21 protein-coding genes are annotated in these 18,707 nt (G+C 73.0%); 10 read left to right on the top strand and 11 right to left on the bottom strand.

The features are described 5' to 3' along the window. Nucleotides 1-35: 35 nt before the first annotated feature. Nucleotides 36-482 carry an Lrp/AsnC family transcriptional regulator gene (locus ACN268_RS03985; protein ID WP_421481775.1) on the top strand — a complete coding sequence of 149 codons (447 nt, stop codon included), beginning with the start codon at nucleotides 36-38 and terminating at the stop codon, nucleotides 480-482. Nucleotides 483-663: 181 nt separating this feature from the next. Here ACN268_RS03985 and mshC read toward each other — a convergent pair whose 3' ends face one another. From mshC to ACN268_RS03955, 6 genes are all read right to left on the bottom strand, one after another. Then, entirely contained in the window at nucleotides 664-1,902 is a 1,239-nt protein-coding gene (gene mshC / locus ACN268_RS03980) for a cysteine--1-D-myo-inosityl 2-amino-2-deoxy-alpha-D-glucopyranoside ligase (RefSeq protein WP_421481773.1), read from the bottom strand. Between the two features lie 67 nt (nucleotides 1,903-1,969). Beyond that, on the bottom strand, nucleotides 1,970-2,785 hold the full coding sequence (locus tag ACN268_RS03975; protein ID WP_421481772.1) for an SCO1664 family protein: 816 nt from the start codon (nucleotides 2,783-2,785) through the stop codon (nucleotides 1,970-1,972). Further along, a complete protein-coding gene (locus ACN268_RS03970) occupies nucleotides 2,782-3,360 on the bottom strand; it encodes a DUF3090 domain-containing protein (RefSeq protein ID WP_421481771.1) in 579 nt (192 codons plus the stop codon). The genes ACN268_RS03975 and ACN268_RS03970 overlap by 4 nt, the downstream gene beginning before the upstream one ends. A gap of 114 nt (nucleotides 3,361-3,474) precedes the next feature. After that, nucleotides 3,475-4,179 carry a histidine phosphatase family protein gene (locus ACN268_RS03965; RefSeq protein ID WP_421481770.1) on the bottom strand — a complete coding sequence of 235 codons (705 nt, stop codon included), beginning with the start codon at nucleotides 4,177-4,179 and terminating at the stop codon, nucleotides 3,475-3,477. A gap of 80 nt (nucleotides 4,180-4,259) precedes the next feature. Beyond that, the gene (locus ACN268_RS03960; protein WP_194822007.1) at nucleotides 4,260-5,096 is read right to left on the bottom strand and encodes an undecaprenyl-diphosphate phosphatase; all 837 of its coding nucleotides are present in this window, start codon (nucleotides 5,094-5,096) and stop codon (nucleotides 4,260-4,262) included. Next, nucleotides 5,093-6,145, bottom strand: coding sequence for an LLM class F420-dependent oxidoreductase (locus ACN268_RS03955; RefSeq protein ID WP_421481769.1), 1,053 nt, complete (start codon nucleotides 6,143-6,145; stop codon nucleotides 5,093-5,095). The genes ACN268_RS03960 and ACN268_RS03955 overlap by 4 nt, the downstream gene beginning before the upstream one ends. Before the next feature lie 277 nt (nucleotides 6,146-6,422). On the opposite strand from ACN268_RS03955, the gene ACN268_RS03950 reads away from it, so the two are divergent. The 6 genes from ACN268_RS03950 (at nucleotide 6,423) to ACN268_RS03925 (ending at nucleotide 11,069) form a co-directional block, all read left to right on the top strand. After that, the gene (locus ACN268_RS03950; protein WP_363654298.1) at nucleotides 6,423-7,394 is read left to right on the top strand and encodes an aldo/keto reductase; all 972 of its coding nucleotides are present in this window, start codon (nucleotides 6,423-6,425) and stop codon (nucleotides 7,392-7,394) included. A 334-nt stretch (nucleotides 7,395-7,728) separates the two neighbouring features. Continuing rightward, nucleotides 7,729-7,851 carry a hypothetical protein gene (locus tag ACN268_RS03945; protein ID WP_255470009.1) on the top strand — a complete coding sequence of 41 codons (123 nt, stop codon included), beginning with the start codon at nucleotides 7,729-7,731 and terminating at the stop codon, nucleotides 7,849-7,851. Between the two features lie 70 nt (nucleotides 7,852-7,921). After that, a complete protein-coding gene (locus tag ACN268_RS03940) occupies nucleotides 7,922-9,025 on the top strand; it encodes a ThiF family adenylyltransferase (RefSeq protein WP_421481768.1) in 1,104 nt (367 codons plus the stop codon). Continuing rightward, nucleotides 9,022-10,236, top strand: a complete 1,215-nt coding sequence (locus ACN268_RS03935; RefSeq protein ID WP_421481767.1) for a hypothetical protein — start codon at nucleotides 9,022-9,024, stop codon at nucleotides 10,234-10,236. The genes ACN268_RS03940 and ACN268_RS03935 overlap by 4 nt, the downstream gene beginning before the upstream one ends. Next, complete coding sequence (locus ACN268_RS03930) at nucleotides 10,233-10,802, top strand: DUF3105 domain-containing protein (protein ID WP_421481766.1); 570 nt, start codon at nucleotides 10,233-10,235, stop codon at nucleotides 10,800-10,802. Before ACN268_RS03935 ends, ACN268_RS03930 begins: the two co-directional genes overlap by 4 nt. Before the next feature lie 75 nt (nucleotides 10,803-10,877). Continuing rightward, on the top strand, nucleotides 10,878-11,069 hold the full coding sequence (locus ACN268_RS03925; RefSeq protein ID WP_088646215.1) for a DUF5703 family protein: 192 nt from the start codon (nucleotides 10,878-10,880) through the stop codon (nucleotides 11,067-11,069). A 113-nt stretch (nucleotides 11,070-11,182) separates the two neighbouring features. On the opposite strand, the gene ACN268_RS03920 is transcribed toward ACN268_RS03925, so the two are convergent. Beyond that, entirely contained in the window at nucleotides 11,183-11,845 is a 663-nt protein-coding gene (locus ACN268_RS03920; protein WP_302743412.1) for a hypothetical protein, read from the bottom strand. 47 nt (nucleotides 11,846-11,892) lie between these two features. After that, nucleotides 11,893-13,221: a M20/M25/M40 family metallo-hydrolase gene (locus tag ACN268_RS03915; RefSeq protein ID WP_421481765.1), complete on the bottom strand. Its 1,329-nt coding sequence runs from the start codon at nucleotides 13,219-13,221 to the stop codon at nucleotides 11,893-11,895. 223 nt (nucleotides 13,222-13,444) lie between these two features. On the opposite strand from ACN268_RS03915, the gene ACN268_RS03910 reads away from it, so the two are divergent. From ACN268_RS03910 to ACN268_RS03900, 3 genes are all read left to right on the top strand, one after another. Continuing rightward, nucleotides 13,445-14,065: a hemerythrin domain-containing protein gene (locus ACN268_RS03910; protein ID WP_421481764.1), complete on the top strand. Its 621-nt coding sequence runs from the start codon at nucleotides 13,445-13,447 to the stop codon at nucleotides 14,063-14,065. A gap of 85 nt (nucleotides 14,066-14,150) precedes the next feature. Continuing rightward, nucleotides 14,151-15,149 carry a LysR family transcriptional regulator gene (locus tag ACN268_RS03905; protein ID WP_204924509.1) on the top strand — a complete coding sequence of 333 codons (999 nt, stop codon included), beginning with the start codon at nucleotides 14,151-14,153 and terminating at the stop codon, nucleotides 15,147-15,149. A 19-nt stretch (nucleotides 15,150-15,168) separates the two neighbouring features. Next, the gene (locus ACN268_RS03900; protein ID WP_421481763.1) at nucleotides 15,169-15,405 is read left to right on the top strand and encodes a hypothetical protein; all 237 of its coding nucleotides are present in this window, start codon (nucleotides 15,169-15,171) and stop codon (nucleotides 15,403-15,405) included. Nucleotides 15,406-15,497: 92 nt separating this feature from the next. Here the strand turns inward: ACN268_RS03900 and ACN268_RS03895 are convergent, their stop codons facing one another. Genes ACN268_RS03895 through ACN268_RS03885 form a run of 3 tightly spaced genes read right to left on the bottom strand, consistent with a single transcriptional unit; the run spans nucleotide 15,498 to nucleotide 18,612 of the window. Next, entirely contained in the window at nucleotides 15,498-15,848 is a 351-nt protein-coding gene (locus tag ACN268_RS03895) for a DUF3140 domain-containing protein (RefSeq protein ID WP_088646221.1), read from the bottom strand. Next, nucleotides 15,848-16,012: a hypothetical protein gene (locus ACN268_RS03890; protein WP_421481762.1), complete on the bottom strand. Its 165-nt coding sequence runs from the start codon at nucleotides 16,010-16,012 to the stop codon at nucleotides 15,848-15,850. The genes ACN268_RS03895 and ACN268_RS03890 overlap by 1 nt, the downstream gene beginning before the upstream one ends. Nucleotides 16,013-16,059: 47 nt before the next feature. Then, nucleotides 16,060-18,612 (bottom strand): ATP-dependent Clp protease ATP-binding subunit, encoded by a 2,553-nt coding sequence (locus ACN268_RS03885; RefSeq protein WP_421481761.1) that lies wholly within the window; start codon nucleotides 18,610-18,612, stop codon nucleotides 16,060-16,062. Nucleotides 18,613-18,707 lie beyond the last annotated feature (95 nt).

The raw sequence follows: 18,707 nt of genomic DNA, 5'->3' as shown, positions 1-18,707 counted from the left end.
CGACAGATGAGTGGTGCCGGCGTACGATTATCGGTGTGGACCAACTGGACGAGCAGATTCTCGGCATCCTGCAGGAGAATGCGAGGTGTTCGTTCAGTGAGATCGGTCGACGGGTCGGCCTGAGCACGAACGCCACCGCCGCCCGGGTCCGCCGGTTGGAAGCCGACGGCGTCATCCTCGGGTACACGGTCGTCACCGGTCACGACGCGCCGCAGCTCCGGGGCGGGTTGGAGGTGTTCATCGACGTACGCCTCGACGCCGGGACCGACTACGAGACGTTCGTCGACGCCATCGCCCCGATCGAGCAGATCGTCGACGCGGTGCACATGACCGGGCCGTACGACTACCTGCTGCGGGCCCGGCTGCGGGACACCGCCGCCCTGGACGCGTTGCTGCGTCGGCTCAAGAAGAGCTGCGGCGTGGTGCAGACCCAGACCCGGGTCGCCCTACGCCAACCCACCCCACACCCCCGCCCCCGCTAACCCCCGAGCCACCACACCCCCACCACCCGCCCCGACACGCCCCCTGCGTCGATCATGGAGTTATGGGGCTCCGCACACGTCGCAAATGGGGGCTCAACCCCCACCACAACTCCATGATCGACGGGCCGGCGGGGGGGGGTGCCGGGCCGGCCGGGGGCGGGGCGGGGGGATGGGGTGGGGGTTAGAGGTGGATGCCGAGGAGGGCGTCTATGGTGCTGGTGAACAGGGCGGGGGCCTGCGGGTCGTCGCCGGTGCCGGTCAGGGTCGCCTCGGCCCAGTCGTCGGCCAGGGCGAGGGCACCAGGGGTGTCCAGGTCGTCGCCGAGGCGCTCGCGTACCCCGGCCAGGAAGGCCGCGCCGGACGGCCCGGACGGCGCGGCGGCGGCCCGCCGCCAACGGTCCAGCCGCTGCTGCGCGGCGGTCAGCACGTCGTCGGTCCACGCCCGGTCGTCCCGGTAGTGGCCGGACATCAGGCCGAGCCGGACGGCCATCGGGTCCACCCGGTCGGCGCGCAGCCGGGAGACGAAGACCAGGTTGCCCTTGGACTTCGACATCTTCTCGCCGTCCAGGCCGATCATGCCGGCGTGCACGTAGTGGTCGGCGAAGGGGGCCGTGCCGGTGAGCCGCTCGGCGTGCGCGGCGGAGCACTCGTGGTGCGGGAAGATCAGGTCGTTGCCGCCACCCTGCACGTCGAGCCGGTCGCCGAGCAGGTTCAGCGCGATCACGGTGCACTCGATGTGCCAGCCGGGCCGCCCGGGGCCTAGCTCGCCCCCCGGCCAGGACGGCTCGCCGTCGCGGGCGCCGCGCCACAGCAGCGGGTCGAGCGGGTCGCGCTTGCCGGCCCGCTGCGGGTCGCCACCGCGCTCGGGGAAGATCTCCAGCATCTGCTCCCGGGTCAGGTTCGACTCGTAGCCGAACGCCGGGGCGGCGGCGACGTCGAAGTAGACGTCGCCGGTGCCGTCGTCGAGCCGGTAGGCGGCACCGTCCTTGAGCAGTTCCTGCACCCGGTCGGCGATGTGCGGGATCGACTCCACCGCGCCCACGTAGTGCGCCGGCGGGATGATCCGCAGCGCCTCCATGTCCTCGCGGAACAGCGCCGTCTCCCGCATCGCCAGGACCTTCCAGTCCTCACCGTCGCGCTCGGCGCGTTCCAGCAGCGGGTCGTCGATGTCGGTGACGTTCTGCACGTACTGCACGGTCAGGCCGGCGTCGCGCCACATCCGCTGCACCAGATCAAAGGTGATCATGGTGGCGGCGTGGCCCAGGTGGGTGGCGTCGTACGGGGTGATGCCGCAGACGTACATGGTGGCGGGGCCGGCGGGACGGCTCGGGTGGACACCGCGCCGCGCCGAGTCGTACAAGCTCAGCGGCCCGCCGTCACCCGGCAGCCGTGGCACCTCGTGTCCCGCCCAAGACTCCATGACCGCCAGCCTAACGAGCCGCCCGGCCGCCGGGAGGAACCGCCCGGGTGATCAACACGACAACGGCTCAGATCGGCGGCCACGGCATCGCCGGCCAGTCCTGCGGCGGCAGCGGGTACCGGCCGGTGTCGCGCAGCCGCCGTACCCGGGCGGCCACCTCGGCGACCTCGCCGAGGGTCAGGTGCTCGGCCAACTCCTCCCCCAGGTCACCGGTGAGCTGGCCGTCGAGGGCGTCGAGCACCTGCACCGCGTCCGGGGGGAGCTGCCGGCCGGCCCAGCCCCACAGCACGGTCCGCAGTTTCTCCTCGACGTGGAAGCAGACCCCGTGGTCCACCCCGTAGATCCGGTCGTCCGCGCCGGCCAGCACGTGCCCGCCCTTGCGGTCGGCGTTGTTGATGACCGCGTCCAGCACGGCCAGCCGGGCCAGCCGGGGGTCGTCGGCGTGGGCCAGGGCGTACGCCGCGCCGTCGTCGTCGCGGGCGGCGGCCACCGGGAACCAGCGTGGTGGCACCGCCTCGGCCGGCACGAACCCGACCAGCGGCTCGACGTCGTCCGGTTCGTCGATCCAGAGTTGGCACGAACCGGGCCCGAGCGGCCCGTCGCGCAGCACCGTCGGCGGGACCAGGTCCCAGCCGGTGGCCCGGGAGACCAGGTAGGCCGAGACCTCCCGGCCGGCGAGGGTGCCGTCGGGGAAGTCCCAGAGCGGGCGCTCGCCGCGCACCGGCTTGTAGACGCACCGGGCGGTACGGCCGTCGAGGGTCAGCGTGGCCCGCAGGGTGGTGTTGGAGGCGTCGACGAGCCGACCCTCCAGCTCCAGTTCACCCTCGCACAGCAGCCGGAGCGCGGCGCTGGCATCCTGGCGCTGCACCTCCGACGACGTCACCGGTGGTAGCCGTTGTGCCGGGGGCAGAGGTGCCCGGCCGGGTCGAGCGGCTGGCCGCACAGCGGGCAGGGCGGACGGCCGGCGTTGACCACCCGGCGGGCCCGCTCGATGAACTCGCGGGTCGCCTCGGGGGTCAGCCGCACCCGGAGCCGGTCGAGGTCCTCGTCCGGTTCGTCATCCTCGTCGTCCTCGTCGACCTCGTCGTCGCCCAGCTCGACCTCGGCCTCCGCCTCACCGGCGGCGATCGCCTCGATCACCACGGTGGCGGAGTCCACGTCGAAGGCCAGCCCGAGGGTGCCGACCCGGAACTCCTCGTCGACCGGATTGTCCAGCGGGTCGTTGTCGCCGACGGACACCGGCGACTCCGGCAGCTCGACGCCGAAGCGGCGCTGCGCCTCGGAGAGCAGTTCCTCCAGCTTCTCGGCGAGCAGGGACACCTGCACCTTCTCCAGCGCGACGCTGACCAGCCGGCCACCACCGCGGGCCTGGAGGAAGAACGTGCGCTCCCCGGGCGGCCCGACGGTCCCGGCGACGAACCGCTCGGGCGGCTCGAAGGCGTGCACCTGGTGGGTCATACCCACGACCCTATCCGGAGCGTGGAACGGTCGCGCAAGGCACCGACGCCGAATCAGCCGAGGGCGAAACGGTGTGGCCCGCGCCCGGCGGCCGACGTGCCCCGGCGGGCCGGCTCAGCCGGTGGTGCCCGCGCCCCCGCCGACGGCCGCGTCGGAGTCGGCCGGCCGGGTCGCCCGACGCCGCCGCCTGGCCGGTGGCGGCACCAGGGAGGCCAGGTCACCGCCGGTGTCGTTGAGCCGGACCAGGAACGGCCGCAGCGGGGTGTAGCGGATCGCGGTGACCGAGGCCGGGTCGGCGACGATGCGTTGGAACAGGTCGAGGTGCACGCCGAGGGCGTCGGCGACGATGGCCTTGATCACATCGCCGTGGCTGCACGCCAGCCAGACCGCCTCCGGTCCGTGGTCGGCGGTGATCCGGGCGTCCCAGGCGCGTACCGCGGCGACCGCGCGGGCCGACATCTGCGCCATCGACTCCCCGTCGGGGAAGACCGCGGCGCTGGGGTGCTGCTGCACCACCGGCCAGAGCTTCTCCTTGGCCAGCTTCTTCAGCGGCTGCCCCTCCCAGGCGCCGTAGCCGCACTCGATCAACCCGTCCTCGACCACCGGGGTGGCCTGCGGAAGCGCCAGCTGGAGGGTCTGCCGGCAGCGGATCAGCGGACTGGTCACCACCGCCGAAAGCGGCAGGCCGCGCAGCCGCTGACCGACCGCCTCCGCCTGGGCCCGCCCGGTGTCGTCCAGCTCGACCGGCTGGCGGCCGGCCAGCCCGCCGTCGGCGTTCGCGGTCGTCCGGCCGTGTCGCAGAAGCAGAAGGGTCGCCACGCCACCACCCTAGGGGCAGCCGGACCGCAGCCGGCCCCCGACACCTCGGGTGGTGTCGGGGGCCGGCGGCCGGCGTGCGGTCAGGTGGCGCTGATCGTGCCGGTGAGCAGCAACGCCAGCACCAGGGTGCCGAGCGCCACCCGGTAGAGCACGAAGACGTACAGGGTGTGGTGTGCCACGTAGCGCAGCAGCCAGGCGATGGCCGCGTAGCCGATGCCGAACGCGATGATCGTGGCGACCACCATCTGCGCCACCGAGGGCACCGAGGTGCCCGGGGCGGCCGGCTCGAAGACGTCCCCGACGCTGAAGATGCCGGACATCACCACCGCCGGGATGGCCAGCAGGAACGAGTACCGGGCGGCGGCCTCCCGGGTCAGGTTGAGCAGCAGGCCGGCGGTGAGCGTGCCGCCGGAGCGGGACACCCCGGGGACCAGCGCCATCGCCTGGGCGAAGCCCATCACGATGCCGTCGCGCATCCGGAAGTTCACCAGGGTGCGGGTCTGCCGCCCCCAGTACTCGGCGAAGGCCAGCACGAAGGCGAACACGATGAGGGTGGTGGAGACCACCCACAGGTTGCGCCCGGCGGTGCGGATCTGGTCCTTGAACAGGAAACCGAACAGCCCGATCGGGATCGAGCCGACGATCACGTACCAGCCCATCCGGTAGTCGAGGCTGGAGCGCACCGAGCGGTCCCGCAACCCCACCAGCCAGGTACGGGTGATCCGCCAGATGTCCTTGGCGAAGTAGATGAGCACGGCCGCCTCGGTGCCCAGCTGGGTGACCGCGGTGAAGGACGCGCCCGCGTCCCGGTCGAAGAAGATCGCCGAGGTGATCCGCAGATGCCCCGACGAACTCACCGGAAGGAACTCGGTGAGCCCCTGGACGATGCCCAGGACGATGGCCTCGACCCAGGTCACTCGCCGACTCCCGAGAGGTCGAGGGCCTCGGCGACGGTCCGCAGGGTCTGCACGCCGCTGTCCCGGTCGGCCACGAACAGGGTGACCGACAGGGTGGTCACCCCGGCGGCCGCGTACTCCCGCATCCGCTCGGCGATGCGTTCCTTGGGGCCGAGCAGCGAGGTGCGGTCGATGAACTCCATCGGCACCGCGGCGGCGGCGTCGCGCTGCCGCTTGGCGAGGTAGAGGTCCTGCACCTCGCGGGCGGCGTCGGCGTAGCCCATCCGGGTGGCGAGCTGGTTGTAGAAGTTCTGCTGCCGGCTGCCCATGCCGCCGACGTAGAGGGCGGCGTACCAGCGGACCAGCTCGGCGCAGGTGGCGATGTCGTCACCGACCACCACCGGCACCGAGGGCACCACGTCGAACCCGGCCAGTTCCTTGCCGGCCCTCGCCCTGCCGGCACTGACGGAGGCGAGCTGCTCGTCGGCGAACTCGGGGGCGTAGAACACGGCGAGCCAGCCGTCGGCGATCTCGCCGGCCAGCTCCAGGTTCTTCGGGCCGACGGCGGCCAGGTAGATGGGGATGTGCTCGCGCGGCGGGTGGAAGCCCAGCCGCAGCGCCTTGCCGGGGCCGTCGGGCAGCGGCAGAGTGTAGTGCTCGCCGGCGTAGGCGACCTCCTTGCGGGCCACCGCCAACTTGACGATGTCGACGTACTCGCGGGTGCGGGCGAGCGGCTTGGCGAACCGGACGCCGTGCCAGCCCTCGGAGACCTGCGGGCCGGAGACGCCCAGGCCGAGCCGGAACCGGCCGCCGGAGAGCGCGTCGATGGTGGCAGCGGTCATCGCGGTCATCGCCGGGGTACGGGCGGGGATCTGCATCACCGCGCTACCCACGTCGATCCGTTCGGTCTGCCCGGCCATCCAGGCGAGCATGCTCGGGGAGTCCGAGCCGTACGCCTCCGCCGCCCACACCACCGAGTAGCCGAGGCGGTCCGCCTCCTGGGCAAGCGCCAGGTGGTCCGCCGGCGTACTCCACGCCGTCTGATATCCGAGGCTGAGCCCGAGTCGCACTGATCCTCCCCATCCCGCACCACAGGTCGCATCAGGTTACGCAATGGCCCGGGGCCGGCCGCCCACCGGCTCGCCACCGGGGGCCGTCCGTCCGGACGCCGGGCGGGGTGGGTGGTCGGGCCGCGCCCGAGCGGGTGGACAGCCAGCGACCGGACCGGCGCATCCGGTGCACGCCGTGGCGTCGCGGGCGCCGGTGACGGTCGGATCGGCGACGCGACAGGCAGAGATGCCGGGAGCGAGGATATCGGTTGCGCCGCGTTCGAAATAAGGTTCACCCATGCAACAGCGACCGCTCGGCCGAAGCGGGCTGGCGGTTTCCCGGCTCGCGCTCGGCACCATGACCTGGGGCCGGGACACCGACGCCGACGACGCGGCGGCCCAGCTGAAGAGTTTCCTGGACGCGGGCGGCAACCTGGTCGACACCGCCGACGTGTTCGCCGACGGCGACGCCGAGTCGGTGCTCGGGTCGCTGCTGGGCACCCTGGTCCCCCGCGAGGACGTGCTGATCGCCACGAAGGCGGGGCTGCGGCCGGGCAGCGGCCGGCGGCGGGACGGCTCACGCGGGCACCTGCTGCGGACGTTGGACGCCTCGCTGCGCCGGCTCGGCACCGACCACGTCGACCTGTGGCAGGTGCACGGCTACGACCCGGACACCCCGCTGGAGGAGACGTTGGCCGCGCTGGACCACGCGGTCGCCTCGGGCCGGGTCCGCTACGTCGGGGTGTCGAACTTCTCCGGCTGGCAGACCGCCCGCGCCGCCGCCTGGCAGGCCGCCTGGCCGGGGCGGGCCCCGGTGGTCGCCACCCAGGTCGAGTACTCGTTGCTGGAGCGGGGGGTGGAGCGGGAGGTGCTGCCGGCCTGCGCCGCGTTGGGCCTGGGCGTGCTGCCCTGGTCGCCGCTGGGGCGGGGGGTGCTGACCGGCAAGTACCGCAACGGCCGCCCGGCGGACTCGCGGGCCGCCTCGGCCCACTTCGAGGCGTTCGTCGCCACCTACCTGGAGCCGCGCTGCTCCAGCATCGTCGAGGCGGTGAGCATCGCCGCCGGCGGGTTGGGCGTGTCGCCGCTGGAGGTGGCGCTGGCCTGGATCAGGGACCGGCCGGGGGTGACCGCGCCGGTGCTGGGCGCCCGCACGGTGGGGCAGCTGCTCGGCGCGTTGCAGGTGGAACGGATGACCCTGCCGGAGGAGATCACCACGGCGCTGGACGACGTGTCCGCCGTGCCGGTCGGCTACCCGGAGCGCGAGGGCTGATCCCGCCGCCGGCGCACAAGGTGGCGGACCGGACCAAAAGCACACCGGTGCGTGTCAATTCCACCGATCGTCCTTTACCAACTGCCACTCCCCCATAATTGGTTCAGGCCGCTTGCGTTGTTCCGTCCGAATAGGTGGCTTAGAACCCCCTGGTGTTGTTGGCCCGGGTTTCGGCGTCCGCTTTTCGGTGGGCCTGTCCGGAAAGAGATTCGGCCCGGCGAAAACCGTCTGATCCGGCCGCCGCAAACATTGTGGCGGACCAATGACGGTGCTCTAATGATTGCGGCGCGAGCGACCCCCGCCGCGCCGTTTCTCCCATTTCGTTGGAGGACCCGTGGACCGTAAGACCGACGTCAAGCGCAAGCCCGCCAAGGTCGTCGTGCGCAAGCTCGAGCGGCTCGAGACCACCGTCGCCATCATCAGCGAGCCGGGCTGCCGCAACGACGTCTGCGGCTGACCCACCCCGTTTCGGCCGGGGCGCGGCGTGCCGCGCCCCGGCCGGCCATTCTCCAGGAGGTCTTCGCCCGATGCAGCGGCCCCGGATCAAGGGCATCCACAAGCCGGTACGGCTCCACCCGACCCTGATCAACATCGGTGGTAGGCAGCTGGGTATCGGCGCGGAGATCGACGACGAGGACGGCAGCCTCTGGGAGCTGCTGCGCCTGATGGACGGCACCCGCACCCGGGCGGAGATCGTCGCCGCGCTGCTCGCCGTACGCCCGGAGATGGCCGCGCAGGACGCGACCGACGCGATGCAGACGATCATCGACGCCGGGTACGTCGAGGACGCCGCCGCGCCGCCCCCGCCCGAGTTGAGCCCCGCCGAGGTCGACCGGTACGACCGGGCGTTGACGTACCACGCGTGGGTGGACCTGACCCCGCGCACCTCCCGCTACGAGGTGCAGGCCCGGCTCAAGGCGGGCCGGGTCGTCGTGCTGGGGCTCGGCGGCTCCGGGTCGGCGGTGGCCGCCTCCCTGGTGGCCGCCGGGGTCGGCACGGTGCACTGCGTCGACTTCGACGTGGTCGAGGCGGGCAACCTGACCCGGCAACTGCTCTACACCGAGGACGACATCGGCACCGCCAAGGTGGACGCCGCGGTGGCCCGGCTGCGCCGGATGAACTCCCACGTCACGGTCACCGGCGAGGAGGCCCGGGTCGACTCGACGGCGGACGTGGCGGCGTTGATGCGCGACCACGACCTGCTGGTGCTCTGCGCCGACCAGCCCCGGCACGCCATCCGGGAGTGGACCAACCGGGCCTCCCTGGCCACCGGCACGGCCTGGATGCTCGCCCAGTACGCCGGCCCGATGGCGGTGATCGGCCTGTTCGTGCCCGGTCAGACCTGTTGCGAGGCGTGCCTGCCGAGCGTCACCGACCGGCTGCGCGAGGAGTACGGCAGCGAGCCGGAGGAGCTGTTCGGATTCACCGGGCACGCGGTGATCGCCCCCACCGCCAACCTCACCGGGCACCTGGCCGCCCTCGACGTCGTCTACCACCTCGCCGGCATCCCGACGACCACCCGGGGCCGGATGTTCCACCTGAGCCTGACCGACCTGACCTACCACTACGTGGTGGAGCCCCGGCCCGGCGTGAAGTGCGACACCTGCGGCTGGTTCCAGGAGGAACGGTGACCGTGCTCGGGTTGGACAGCCGCCCCGCGGTGGCGCACCTGGTGGTCCGCCAGGAGGAGGACGACGAGTACGTAGTCGGCGACCTGGCCAGCGGAAACTTCGTGGTGGTGCCCGAGGTGGGGGCGCGGCTGGTCGCGTTGTTCGCGGCCGGTCGCAGCGTCGCCGAGGCCGCCGACGAGGTGGAACGTGAGACCGGTGAACCGGTCGACGCGCTGGACTTCGTCGAGGTGCTCGTCGAGGCGGGCATCATCCGGCCACAGTCCGACACCGGGCCACCGCCGGTGCAGGCCCGCCCCTGGTCGGTGTCCCGCATCCCGGCCCGGCTGGTCCGGCCGCTGTTCGGCCGGGTGGCCTGGACGGTGTACGTCGGCGCGCTGGTCGCCACGCTGGCGATGTTCGTCGCCGAACCGTCCCTGCTGCCGACCTACGAGGACACCTTCATCTTCCCGGACGTGGTGCTCAGCCTGCTGATCACCAACGTCACGGTGGCCCTGCTCACGGTGGTGCACGAGGCGTGGCACGCGTTCGCCGGGGCGGCCGTCGGCGTCCGGTCGCAGCTGCGGCTGGAACGCCGGGGGATCTTCCCGGTGCTGGAGACCGACCTGACCGGGCTCTGGGCGCTGCCGCCGGAACGCCGCTACGGCCCCTTCCTCGCCGGCATGGCCATCGACGGGATCCTGCTGTTCGCCGCCGTCGCACCACGTTTCGCCTGGTCACGGGGCTGGTTGGAGCTGCCGCCGGAAATGGTGCGGTTCCTCGCCATGGTGGTGTTCAGCCAGGCCGTCAAGCTGGCCTTCCAGACGCTGGCCTACCTGCGTACCGACATGTACCTGGTGATGGCCACGGCGACCGGCTGCCGCAACCTGCACGAGGTGACCCGGCTCAGCCTCAAGAAATGGGTTCGCCGGCTGACCCCGGCCGAACGTGCCGTGCTGCGTGACGCGCACGCCCGGGATCTGCGGGTGTCCCGCTGGTACCGATTGTTGTATGTCGCCGGGGTCATCTGGATGGTCTGGTTCGCCATCCATTTTCTGCTACCGGGGGCGAAAGTGACCCTGGGGTGGGCTGCGGGAGTGCTGACCGGCGCACCGTTCGGCAGTGCCTACTGGTGGGAGGGAATTGCGCTGGCCGCATTTGCCTCGCTCAACATCCTGCTTCCACTCGGGGTGATCGTCCGTAATCGTTACCGCGCCGGAAGGTTGGCCACGTGAACCGCAGATGGCTCGGCCCGGTGGTCAGTGTGGTGGTCACCGTGCTCAGTGTGGCGACCATGTCAAGCCTCGGGGTGGGGGTGCTGGTCAACCTGCTCGGCGGGGACACCGCGCTGCCCTGCGACCGGCTGCCCGGCACGGCGCAACCGTTCGAGGGCGACCGGCACATCGCGTACGAGGGGGCGCCGCACGAGCCGTACCGGACGGTGCCGCCCACGTCGGGCCCGCACTCCCCCCGGGTCGTCGTGCCCGGCGTCTACCGCGACGCGGTGCCCGAGGAACTCCAGGTGCACGCCCTGGAACACGGGCACGTGCTGGTGCAGTACGCCCCGGACGTGCCGCCTGGCGACGTCGAGAAGCTGGAGCGGATCGGCCGCCGCCATCCCCGGGACGTGGTGGTGGCCCCCTATCCGGCGTTGGGCCACGGCATCGGGTTGACCGCCTGGCAGCGGCTGGACCGGTTGGACTCCCTCGACGAGCGGGCGGTCGAGGAGTTCGTCGAACGGCTCGCCGGCCGCTACGACCACTCCTGGCAGCACGGGGCGACCGACTGCGCGGCGGTCTGACCGGCGGTGCCGGGGTGGCGCGGCGCACCGGCCAAAGGGTGGCGCGGGGCCGTCGGGCTGGGCAGCATAGGTGCCATGGACTACGAATACGCGCCGCTGCGGTTGCCGCCGAACGTCGACAGGTTGACCGCCGCGGCGCAGCTGGCGATCCAGGCGGAGTTCTCCGGGTGGGAGTTGGCCCGGGTGCAGCTGTTCCGGGACGGCACCCGCAAGGTGGTGCTGCGCCGCCGCCGGGTCAACCAACCCCAACCGGGCCTGTCCTACTGACCCCAGGCGGCGGCACCGGCCGTCGCCCGGGGAGTGCCCCGGGTGGTCCGGGGCCGCCGGCCGGCCCGCACCGGGCGACCCCGGTGGTGCCGCCGGGCGACCCCGGCCGCTGCCTAGTGCTGGTGCCCGGCGTGGTCGTGGTCGTCCTCGTCGAGGAAAGGATGCTCGTCGAGCCGGCCCACCAGCCGGTCGTCGGCGGCCGGGGTGAACGGGCCCACCGGGTCGTCGTCGTCGAACGACTCCAGATCGACCGGGGTGCCGACCTCGCTGACCATCACCACCCCGTCCAGCGGCTCCAGCTCCGGCACGTCCAGGGCGGACAGCGAACCGTCGCCGCTCTGCAACAGCTCCAGCACCGCCTCGCCGACCCCCTCGACCGGCGCCGGTTCGTCGTCCTCGGGGGTGCCCTCGCGGCGGGCCACCTCGGCGACCCGCAGCAGCGCCGAGACGCTGGGCACCCGGTAGTCGCGGCGCTGGCGCACCGAGATGACCTGCGGGTGCGGGTCGGTGGCCGCGGCGTCCCCGGCCGCCCCGCCGAACCGCTCGTCGGCCTCGTCCGGGTCGATCGACTCGACGTCCCAGGGCGTGACCTCGCCGAACGCGTCGAGCAGCTGCTCGTCGTAGGCGAAGGAGGCGTTGTTCAACGCCACGTACGCCTGCCACACGTCGTCGTCGTCGATCCGACCCTGCGCGGCCCGCACGGCCGTCAGGTGGGCGCGGGCCGCGTCGATCACGCGTTCCAGGGCGGCGTCCAGCTCACCGTGCTGGTCGGTCATGAGGCTGTCCCTTCAAGACATGGGGGGAGGTGCGGCACCGGGTCCGGTCAGCAGTTGCGGAGGAACCGGTCGAGCACCCGCACGCCGAACTGTAGTCCGTCCACCGGTACCCGCTCGTCGATGCCGTGGAACAACGCCGAGAAGTTGAGATCCGCCGGCAGCCGCAGCGGGGCGAAACCGAAGCACCGCATGCCGAGCTGCGCGAACGCCTTGGCGTCGGTGCCGCCGGAGAGCATGTACGGCACCGGGCGGGCACCCGGGTCCTCGGCCCGCAACGCCGCCGACATGGCGTCGACCAGGTCGCCGTCGAAGGTCGTCTCCAGGGCGGGCTGGCGCTGGATGTACTCGATCTCGATGTCCGGGCCGACCAGCTCACGTAGCTGCCGTTCCAGCAGCTCGGACTGGCCGGGCAGGCTGCGGCAGTCGATGGTGGCGGTGGCCCGGCCGGGGATGACGTTGTCCTTGTAGCCGGCGGCCAGCCGGGTCGGGTTGGCGGTGCTGCGGACGGTCGCGCCGATGATGTTGGCGATCGGGCCGAGCTTGGCGATGGCGGTCTCCGGGTCGTCCGGGTCCAGCTCGACGCCGAGCACGTCGGACAGCTCGGTCAGGAACGCCCGGACGGTCGGGGTGACGGTGAGGGGGAACCGGTGCCGCCCGATCCGGGCCACCGCCTCCGCCAGCGCGGTGACCGCGTTGTCGTCGTGGACGAACGAGCCGTGCCCGGGGCGGCCCTTGGCGTGCAGCCGCACCCAGTCCAGCCCCTTCTCGGCCGTCTCGATCAGGTAGAGCCGCTGGGCGTCGCTGATCGAGTAGGAGAAGCCACCGACCTCGCCGACCGCCTCGGTGCAGCCGTCGAAGAGGTCCCGGTGCTGCTGGACGAGGAAGTGCGCGCCGTAGTCGCTGCCCGCCTCCTCGTCGGCGGTGTAGGCCAGCACGATGTCGCGGGGCGGGCGGACGCCGGTGCGCTGCCAGTGCCGTACCACCGCCAGCACCATCGCGTCGAAGTCCTTCATGTCGATCGCGCCCCGGCCCCACAGGTAGCCGTCGCGGACCTCCCCGGAGAACGGGTGCACCGACCACTCGTCGGCGTCGGCGGGCACCACGTCCAGGTGGCCGTGCACGAGCAGGGCGTCGCGGCCGGGGTCGGTGCCGGGGATGCGGGCGATCAGGTTGGCCCGGCCCGGCGCGGACTCGTGGATCTCGGCGGTCACGCCGACCTCGGCGAGCTTCTCCGCGACGTACTCGGCGGCCCGACGCTCGCCCGCGCTGGTGTCGTTGTCGCCGGTGTTGGTGGTGTCGATGCGCAGCAGGTCACGGCAGAGGTCGACGACCTCGGCGGTGGGGTCGGGCGCGGCGGAGGCGGCATCGCTCGTCATCGCCTCTTTCTACCAGTCGCCGGCCCGGCCGCGAACGGCCCGGCCGCCCCGGCGGCGACCACCCGGTGCCGCCCGGCGGCGGGGTGCCGGCCGACCGGGCCGTGGGCGGCGCGAACGCCGTCGCGGTTTGCCGATCACCGGGTACGGGTACCGGCGCTGACGTCCCCGTTCCGCCCGTCGCACCGGCCGGCGACCCGCGCCGGCCCCCGCCGAGGAGGACGTCATGTCCGCCGTTCCCCTGCCGCCGCTGCCGCCGTCCGCCGACGACGCCTACCGTCCGGGTGGGCGGAGCATGGCCGACCTCGCCGACACCGAACACCGGCAGCTGCTCGCCCTGGTCGACGAGGTCACCGACGCCACGGTGGCGCCCGACCGGCGGCGCGAGGTGCTCCAGGTGCTCACCGCCATGGTGTCGCGGCACCTGTCGGCCGAGGAGCAGTACCTGCTGCCCACGGTCCGCGCGGCGCTGCCCGACGCCACCGCCCGGGTGGAGCGGGAGATCGCGGCGGACGCGGCGCTGCTGACCGCGCTGAAGGCCCTCGGCGGGCCGGACGACCCGACGCTCGCCGACGTCGCCGCCCAGGTCCGTCGGCACGTCACCGCGGTGGCCGAGCTGGTCACCCCGCTGCGCGAGGTGGCCTCCGACGCGGAGCTGATCCGACTGGGCAACCGGTGGGAGATCGCCGAGGAGGCGGCGCCGACCCGGCCGCATCCGGGCACCCCGGCCACCCCGCCGTGGAACCGGATCGTCGAACCGGCCGTCGGCGTGGTGGACAAGCTGCGCGACGCGGTGACCGGTCGGCGTACCCAGTTGGCCGACCTGAACCGCCGCCCGCGACAGTGACCGACCGACCCCGATCCGTCAGGTTCACCGGCCCGGTTCGGTCCGGGGCCTTCCGTCTATCGACGTGTGGCCATACCGTCACCATATGAATCTGGAGCTGCGTCACCTCCGGGTGGTCTGCGCTATCGCCGAGACGGGCAGCGTGACGAAGGCCGCGTCCACCCTCGGCCTGGCCCAGCCGGCCCTGACCGCCCAGCTTCAGCGCATCGAGCGGGCGCTGGGCGGTCCGCTGTTCGAACGCGACAGGCGGGGTGCCCGGCCGACCGCGCTGGGTGAGTTGGTGCTGTCCCGGGCCCGGGTGCTGCTGCCGGCGATGAAGGGCCTGCAGGACGAGGCGGCCCGGCTGGCGGGGGCCGACGACGCCCTCGGCCGGTACCGGTTCGGCGGGGTGAACAGCCCGATCCTGGGCCGGCTGGTGCACCGGCTCGCCGCCGAGCAGCCGCACGCGCAGATCACCACGTACGCGTCGTGGTCGGCCGACGAGCTGGCCGCGCTGGTCGCCGGTGGCCGGCTGGACTTCGCGCTGACCGGCGTGTGCGGCGACGCCACCCCGCCGGCGGAGTTCGGGCTGGCCTGGCGGGAGGTGGCCGTCGATCCGGTGCTGGTGCTGCTGCCGTCCGCCCACCCGTTGGCCGACCGCGACGAGGTCGGCCTGGCCGACCTGCGCCACGAGCAGTGGGTGGCCGCCCCGGGCGACGGCTGCTTCGGCGACTGCTTCGCCGCCGCCTGCGCCCGCGCCGGGTTCACCCCCCGCAAGGTGTACGAGACCGACGTGCGCGGCTGCATGGACCTGGTCGACGCCGGCGAGGCGGTGGCGTTGTGCCAGGCCACCTTCCGCCCCGTCGCCGGCCTGGTGACGCGGCGGCTGGCCGGTACCCCGCTGCGCTGGCGGCTGCTGCTCGGCTGGCACCCGGAATCCCCGGCGGCCCGGGTCGCCGAGGCGGTCCTGGACGACGCGGTCGCCGCGTACTCCGACTCGCTGGCCGCGCACCCGGACTACCTGGCCTGGTTGCTGCGGCATCCCGAGTTCGGGGCCCGGGACACCGGCACGGCCCGCCCGGCCCCACGGGTGCGAACGGCGTGACGGCGGGTATCAGCCCTGCATGACCGATCCCTACCCGGCCGCCGACCAGCGGGAGCTGCTGCGTCGGGCGGCCGCCGCGCACACCGCCGCCGCCCGCGACGTCGAGGCGTTCCTGCGCCGGCTGCCCGAGGTGCCCGACCCGGCCGACATCACCGAGTACGCGACGCTGCTCACCCGGGAGGAGCAGACCCGTACCGAGCGGCAGGACGCGGCCGACGCCGCCGGCCTGCGGCTGCCCAGCCTGGAGTCCGAGTAGCCGCACCGACGCGCCGGGCACCCGGGACGGACGTCCCGGGTGCCCGGCACCGTGTCGGTCCGGTTCGGGTCGGTCCCGGTCCGGTCGACGGGTCAGCGTTCGACGAGGACGTCGTGGCCCAGGTCGAGCAGGGCGTGCCGCCACTCGTCGTCGGCGTTGCCGTCGCCGGGCTTCTCGTCCACCAGCGACCGGATCCGGTCGATCGCCGCCCGCATCACCGCGACGTCGGCCGGGGTGAGGTCGACCTTGCGTTTGCGCAGCACCGCCAGGATCTGCCGGCCGGGTTCGGGCAGGTCGAGGTCGGGGTCGGGGCCGAACGCCTCCTCGCCCGACCCCCGGGTCAGCAGCCACTGCCGCAGCTGTTCGGAGGGGACGTTCACCTCGGCGTGGAAGTCCTCCCAGATCAGCTCGACCTCGGGATCGAGTCGCTGTTCGCGTGCCATCACGCCTCCTCTTCCGGTGGCCCGGTTGGTGCCGGGTCCCCGTCGTCGGTCCACTGCCCCGGGCCCTCCGGCGGCACCTGCACCCGGGCCGGGTTCGCCGTCGGGGGCGCGAGGATGGGTGCGGTCCGCTCGGCGTATTCCTCGGTCTCCTCGGGTTCGGTCATCGCGGCCCTCCGGTCATCGCGGCTCTCCGGTCATCGCGGCCCTCCGGTCATCGGGGATGCGAGGTGGTGGCCGGGGCGTAGTCGCGGTCGCCGGCGGACACGTCGAAGGTGAGCTGTCCGTCCCGCGCGTCGACGGTGACCTTCTGCCCCGGGGAGAGCTGGTTCTCCAGCAGCATCCGGGACAGCCGGTTGTCCACCTCCCGCTGGATCACCCGGCGCAGTGGCCGGGCCCCGAACTCCGGCTGGTAGCCGTGTTCGGCCAGCCAGTCGGTGCCGGCCGGGGTGACGTCGACCTGGATGTCCTGGGCGTGCAGCCGGCGGCGGGTCTCCTCCAGCAGCAGCCCGGTGATCTGGCGTAGCTGCTCGGCCTCCAGCCGCTGGAAGATGATCGTCTCGTCGATCCGGTTGAGGAACTCCGGGCGGAAGTTCTCCTGGAGCCGGCGCATCAGCCGCTCCCGCAGTTCGTCGGCCTCCTGCCGGTCGCCCTGCGCGCCGACCCCGAACCCGACCGTGCGCTGGGCCCCGGTGATCAGTTCCGAGCCCAGGTTGCTCGTCATGATCAGCACGGTGTTCTTGAAGTTGACAGTGCGGCCCTGGCTGTCGGTGAGCCGGCCGTCGTCGAGCACCTGCAGCAGGATGTTGAACACGTCCGGGTGGGCCTTCTCGATCTCGTCGAGCAGCACCACCGCGTACGGGCGGCGGCGGACCGCCTCGGTGAGCTGGCCGGCCTCCTCGTAGCCGACGTAGCCGGGGGGCGCGCCGACCAGCCGGGCCACGGTGTGCCGTTCCTGGAACTCGCTCATGTCCACCCGCACCATCCGGTCGGCCTCGCCGAACAGCGCCTCGGCCAGGGCGCGGGCCAGTTCGGTCTTGCCGACGCCGGTCGGGCCGAGGAACAGGAAGCTGCCCATCGGCCGGTTCGGGTCGGCCAGCCCGGTACGGGAGCGGCGGACCGCCTCGGCGATGGCGTTGACCGCGTCGTCCTGGCCGATCACCTTCTGGTGCAGGTGGCCCTCCAGGCGCAGCAGCCGGTCGCGTTCCTCCTCGGTGAGCTGACTGATCGGGATGCCGGTGGACCGGGAGACCACCTCGGCGATCTCGGTGGTGCCGACCGAGGGCACCTGGGTGTCCCCGCCGTCGCCCCGGGCCCGCCCGATCTGCGCCTCCAGCTCGGCGAGCCGGTCGCGCAGCGCGGACGCCTTCTCGTACTGCTCGTCGGCGACCGCCTGTTCCTTGTCCCGGCGGACGTCCTCCAGTTGCTGTTCCAGTTCCCGCACGTCGGAGGCGGGGGTCCGGGTGCGCAGCCGGACCCGCGCGCCGGCCTGGTCGATCAGGTCGATCGCCTTGTCCGGCAGGAACCGGTCGGTGACGTACCGGTCGGACAGTTCGGCGGCGGCGACCAACGCCTCGTCGGTGAACCGGACCTGGTGGTGGGCCTCGTAGCGGTCCCGCAGGCCGCGCAGGATGGCCACGGTGTCCTCGACGTCGGGCTCGGGCACCAGCACCGGCTGGAACCGGCGGGCCAGGGCGGCGTCCTTCTCGATGCTGCGCCGGTACTCGTCCAGCGTGGTCGCCCCGATCACCCGCAACTCGCCCCGCGCCAGGGCCGGCTTGAGCATGTTGGACGCGTCCATGCCGCCCTCGCTGCCGGCGCCGCCCGCGCCGACCAGGGTATGGATCTCGTCCAGGAAGATGATCAGCTCGTCCCGGTGGGCCCGGATCTCGTCGATCACCTTCTTGAGCCGCTCCTCGAAGTCGCCCCGGTAACGGGTGCCGGCGACCAGGCCGGCCAGGTCGAGTTGGACGACCCGCTTGCCGAGCAGCGTCTGCGGCACGTCACCGTCGCAGATCCGCTCGGCAAGGCCCTCCACGATGGCGGTCTTGCCGACGCCGGCCTCGCCGATGAGCACCGGGTTGTTCTTGGTCCGCCGGGACAGGATCTCGACCGCCTGCTCGATCTCGTCGGCGCGGCCGATCACCGGGTCGATCTGGTCGTTGCGGGCCAGGTCGGTGAGGTCCTGGCCGTACTGGTCGAGGGTGGGCGTACCCCGGTCCGGTTTCGGCCCGGCCGTCGCCCCGCGTTCGGCCCCCGCCGCCTGCAACGACTCGGGCTGGATCCGGCCGGCGGCGAGCATCCGACCGGCGGGCGACTCGGGGTTGAGCGGCAACGCCATCAGGATGTGCTCGGGGCCGATGTAGTTCGCCCCCATCGCCCGGGAGAGCTGGTGGGCGTCGAGCAACGCCCGTTTCGCCGCCGGGGTGAGGGAGAGGTTCGGCGGCACCTCGCCGCGCGGGGCGCCGTCGGCGCGGCCACCGAGCGCGTTGACCAGGGTGTCCGGGTCGGCGCCGGCGCGGCGTACCAGGTCGCGCAGCGGCTCGCGCTGCAACGCCGCCCAGAGCAGGTGGTCGGTGTCCAGGTCGGTGCTGTGTTTCTGGGCGGCCCGTCGGGCGGCGTCGGCCAGCATCTCCCGGGCGTCGGCGGTCATCAGCCGGGTGATGTCGACCCGATGGGCCGGCCGGCGTCCGCCCTCACCCCGACCGAAGTACCGGGCCAGGAACTCGTCCCACGGGTCGGAGCCGAAGTCACCGGGTCCCATCATGTCTGTCCTCCGCTCCTCGGGCGCGGCCGGGCCGCCGGGGGCGACACGCAGGCGCGACACGATCGCCGGTGGCTACCCGACGGTCGCCCCGACAA

The sequence above is a fragment of the Micromonospora sp. WMMD735 genome (genome assembly GCF_049178995.1).
GTDB lineage: Bacteria > Actinomycetota > Actinomycetes > Mycobacteriales > Micromonosporaceae > Micromonospora > Micromonospora wenchangensis.
Note: the sequence above shows the minus strand (reverse complement) of the source record. Positions and strands in the feature narration are given on the sequence as shown.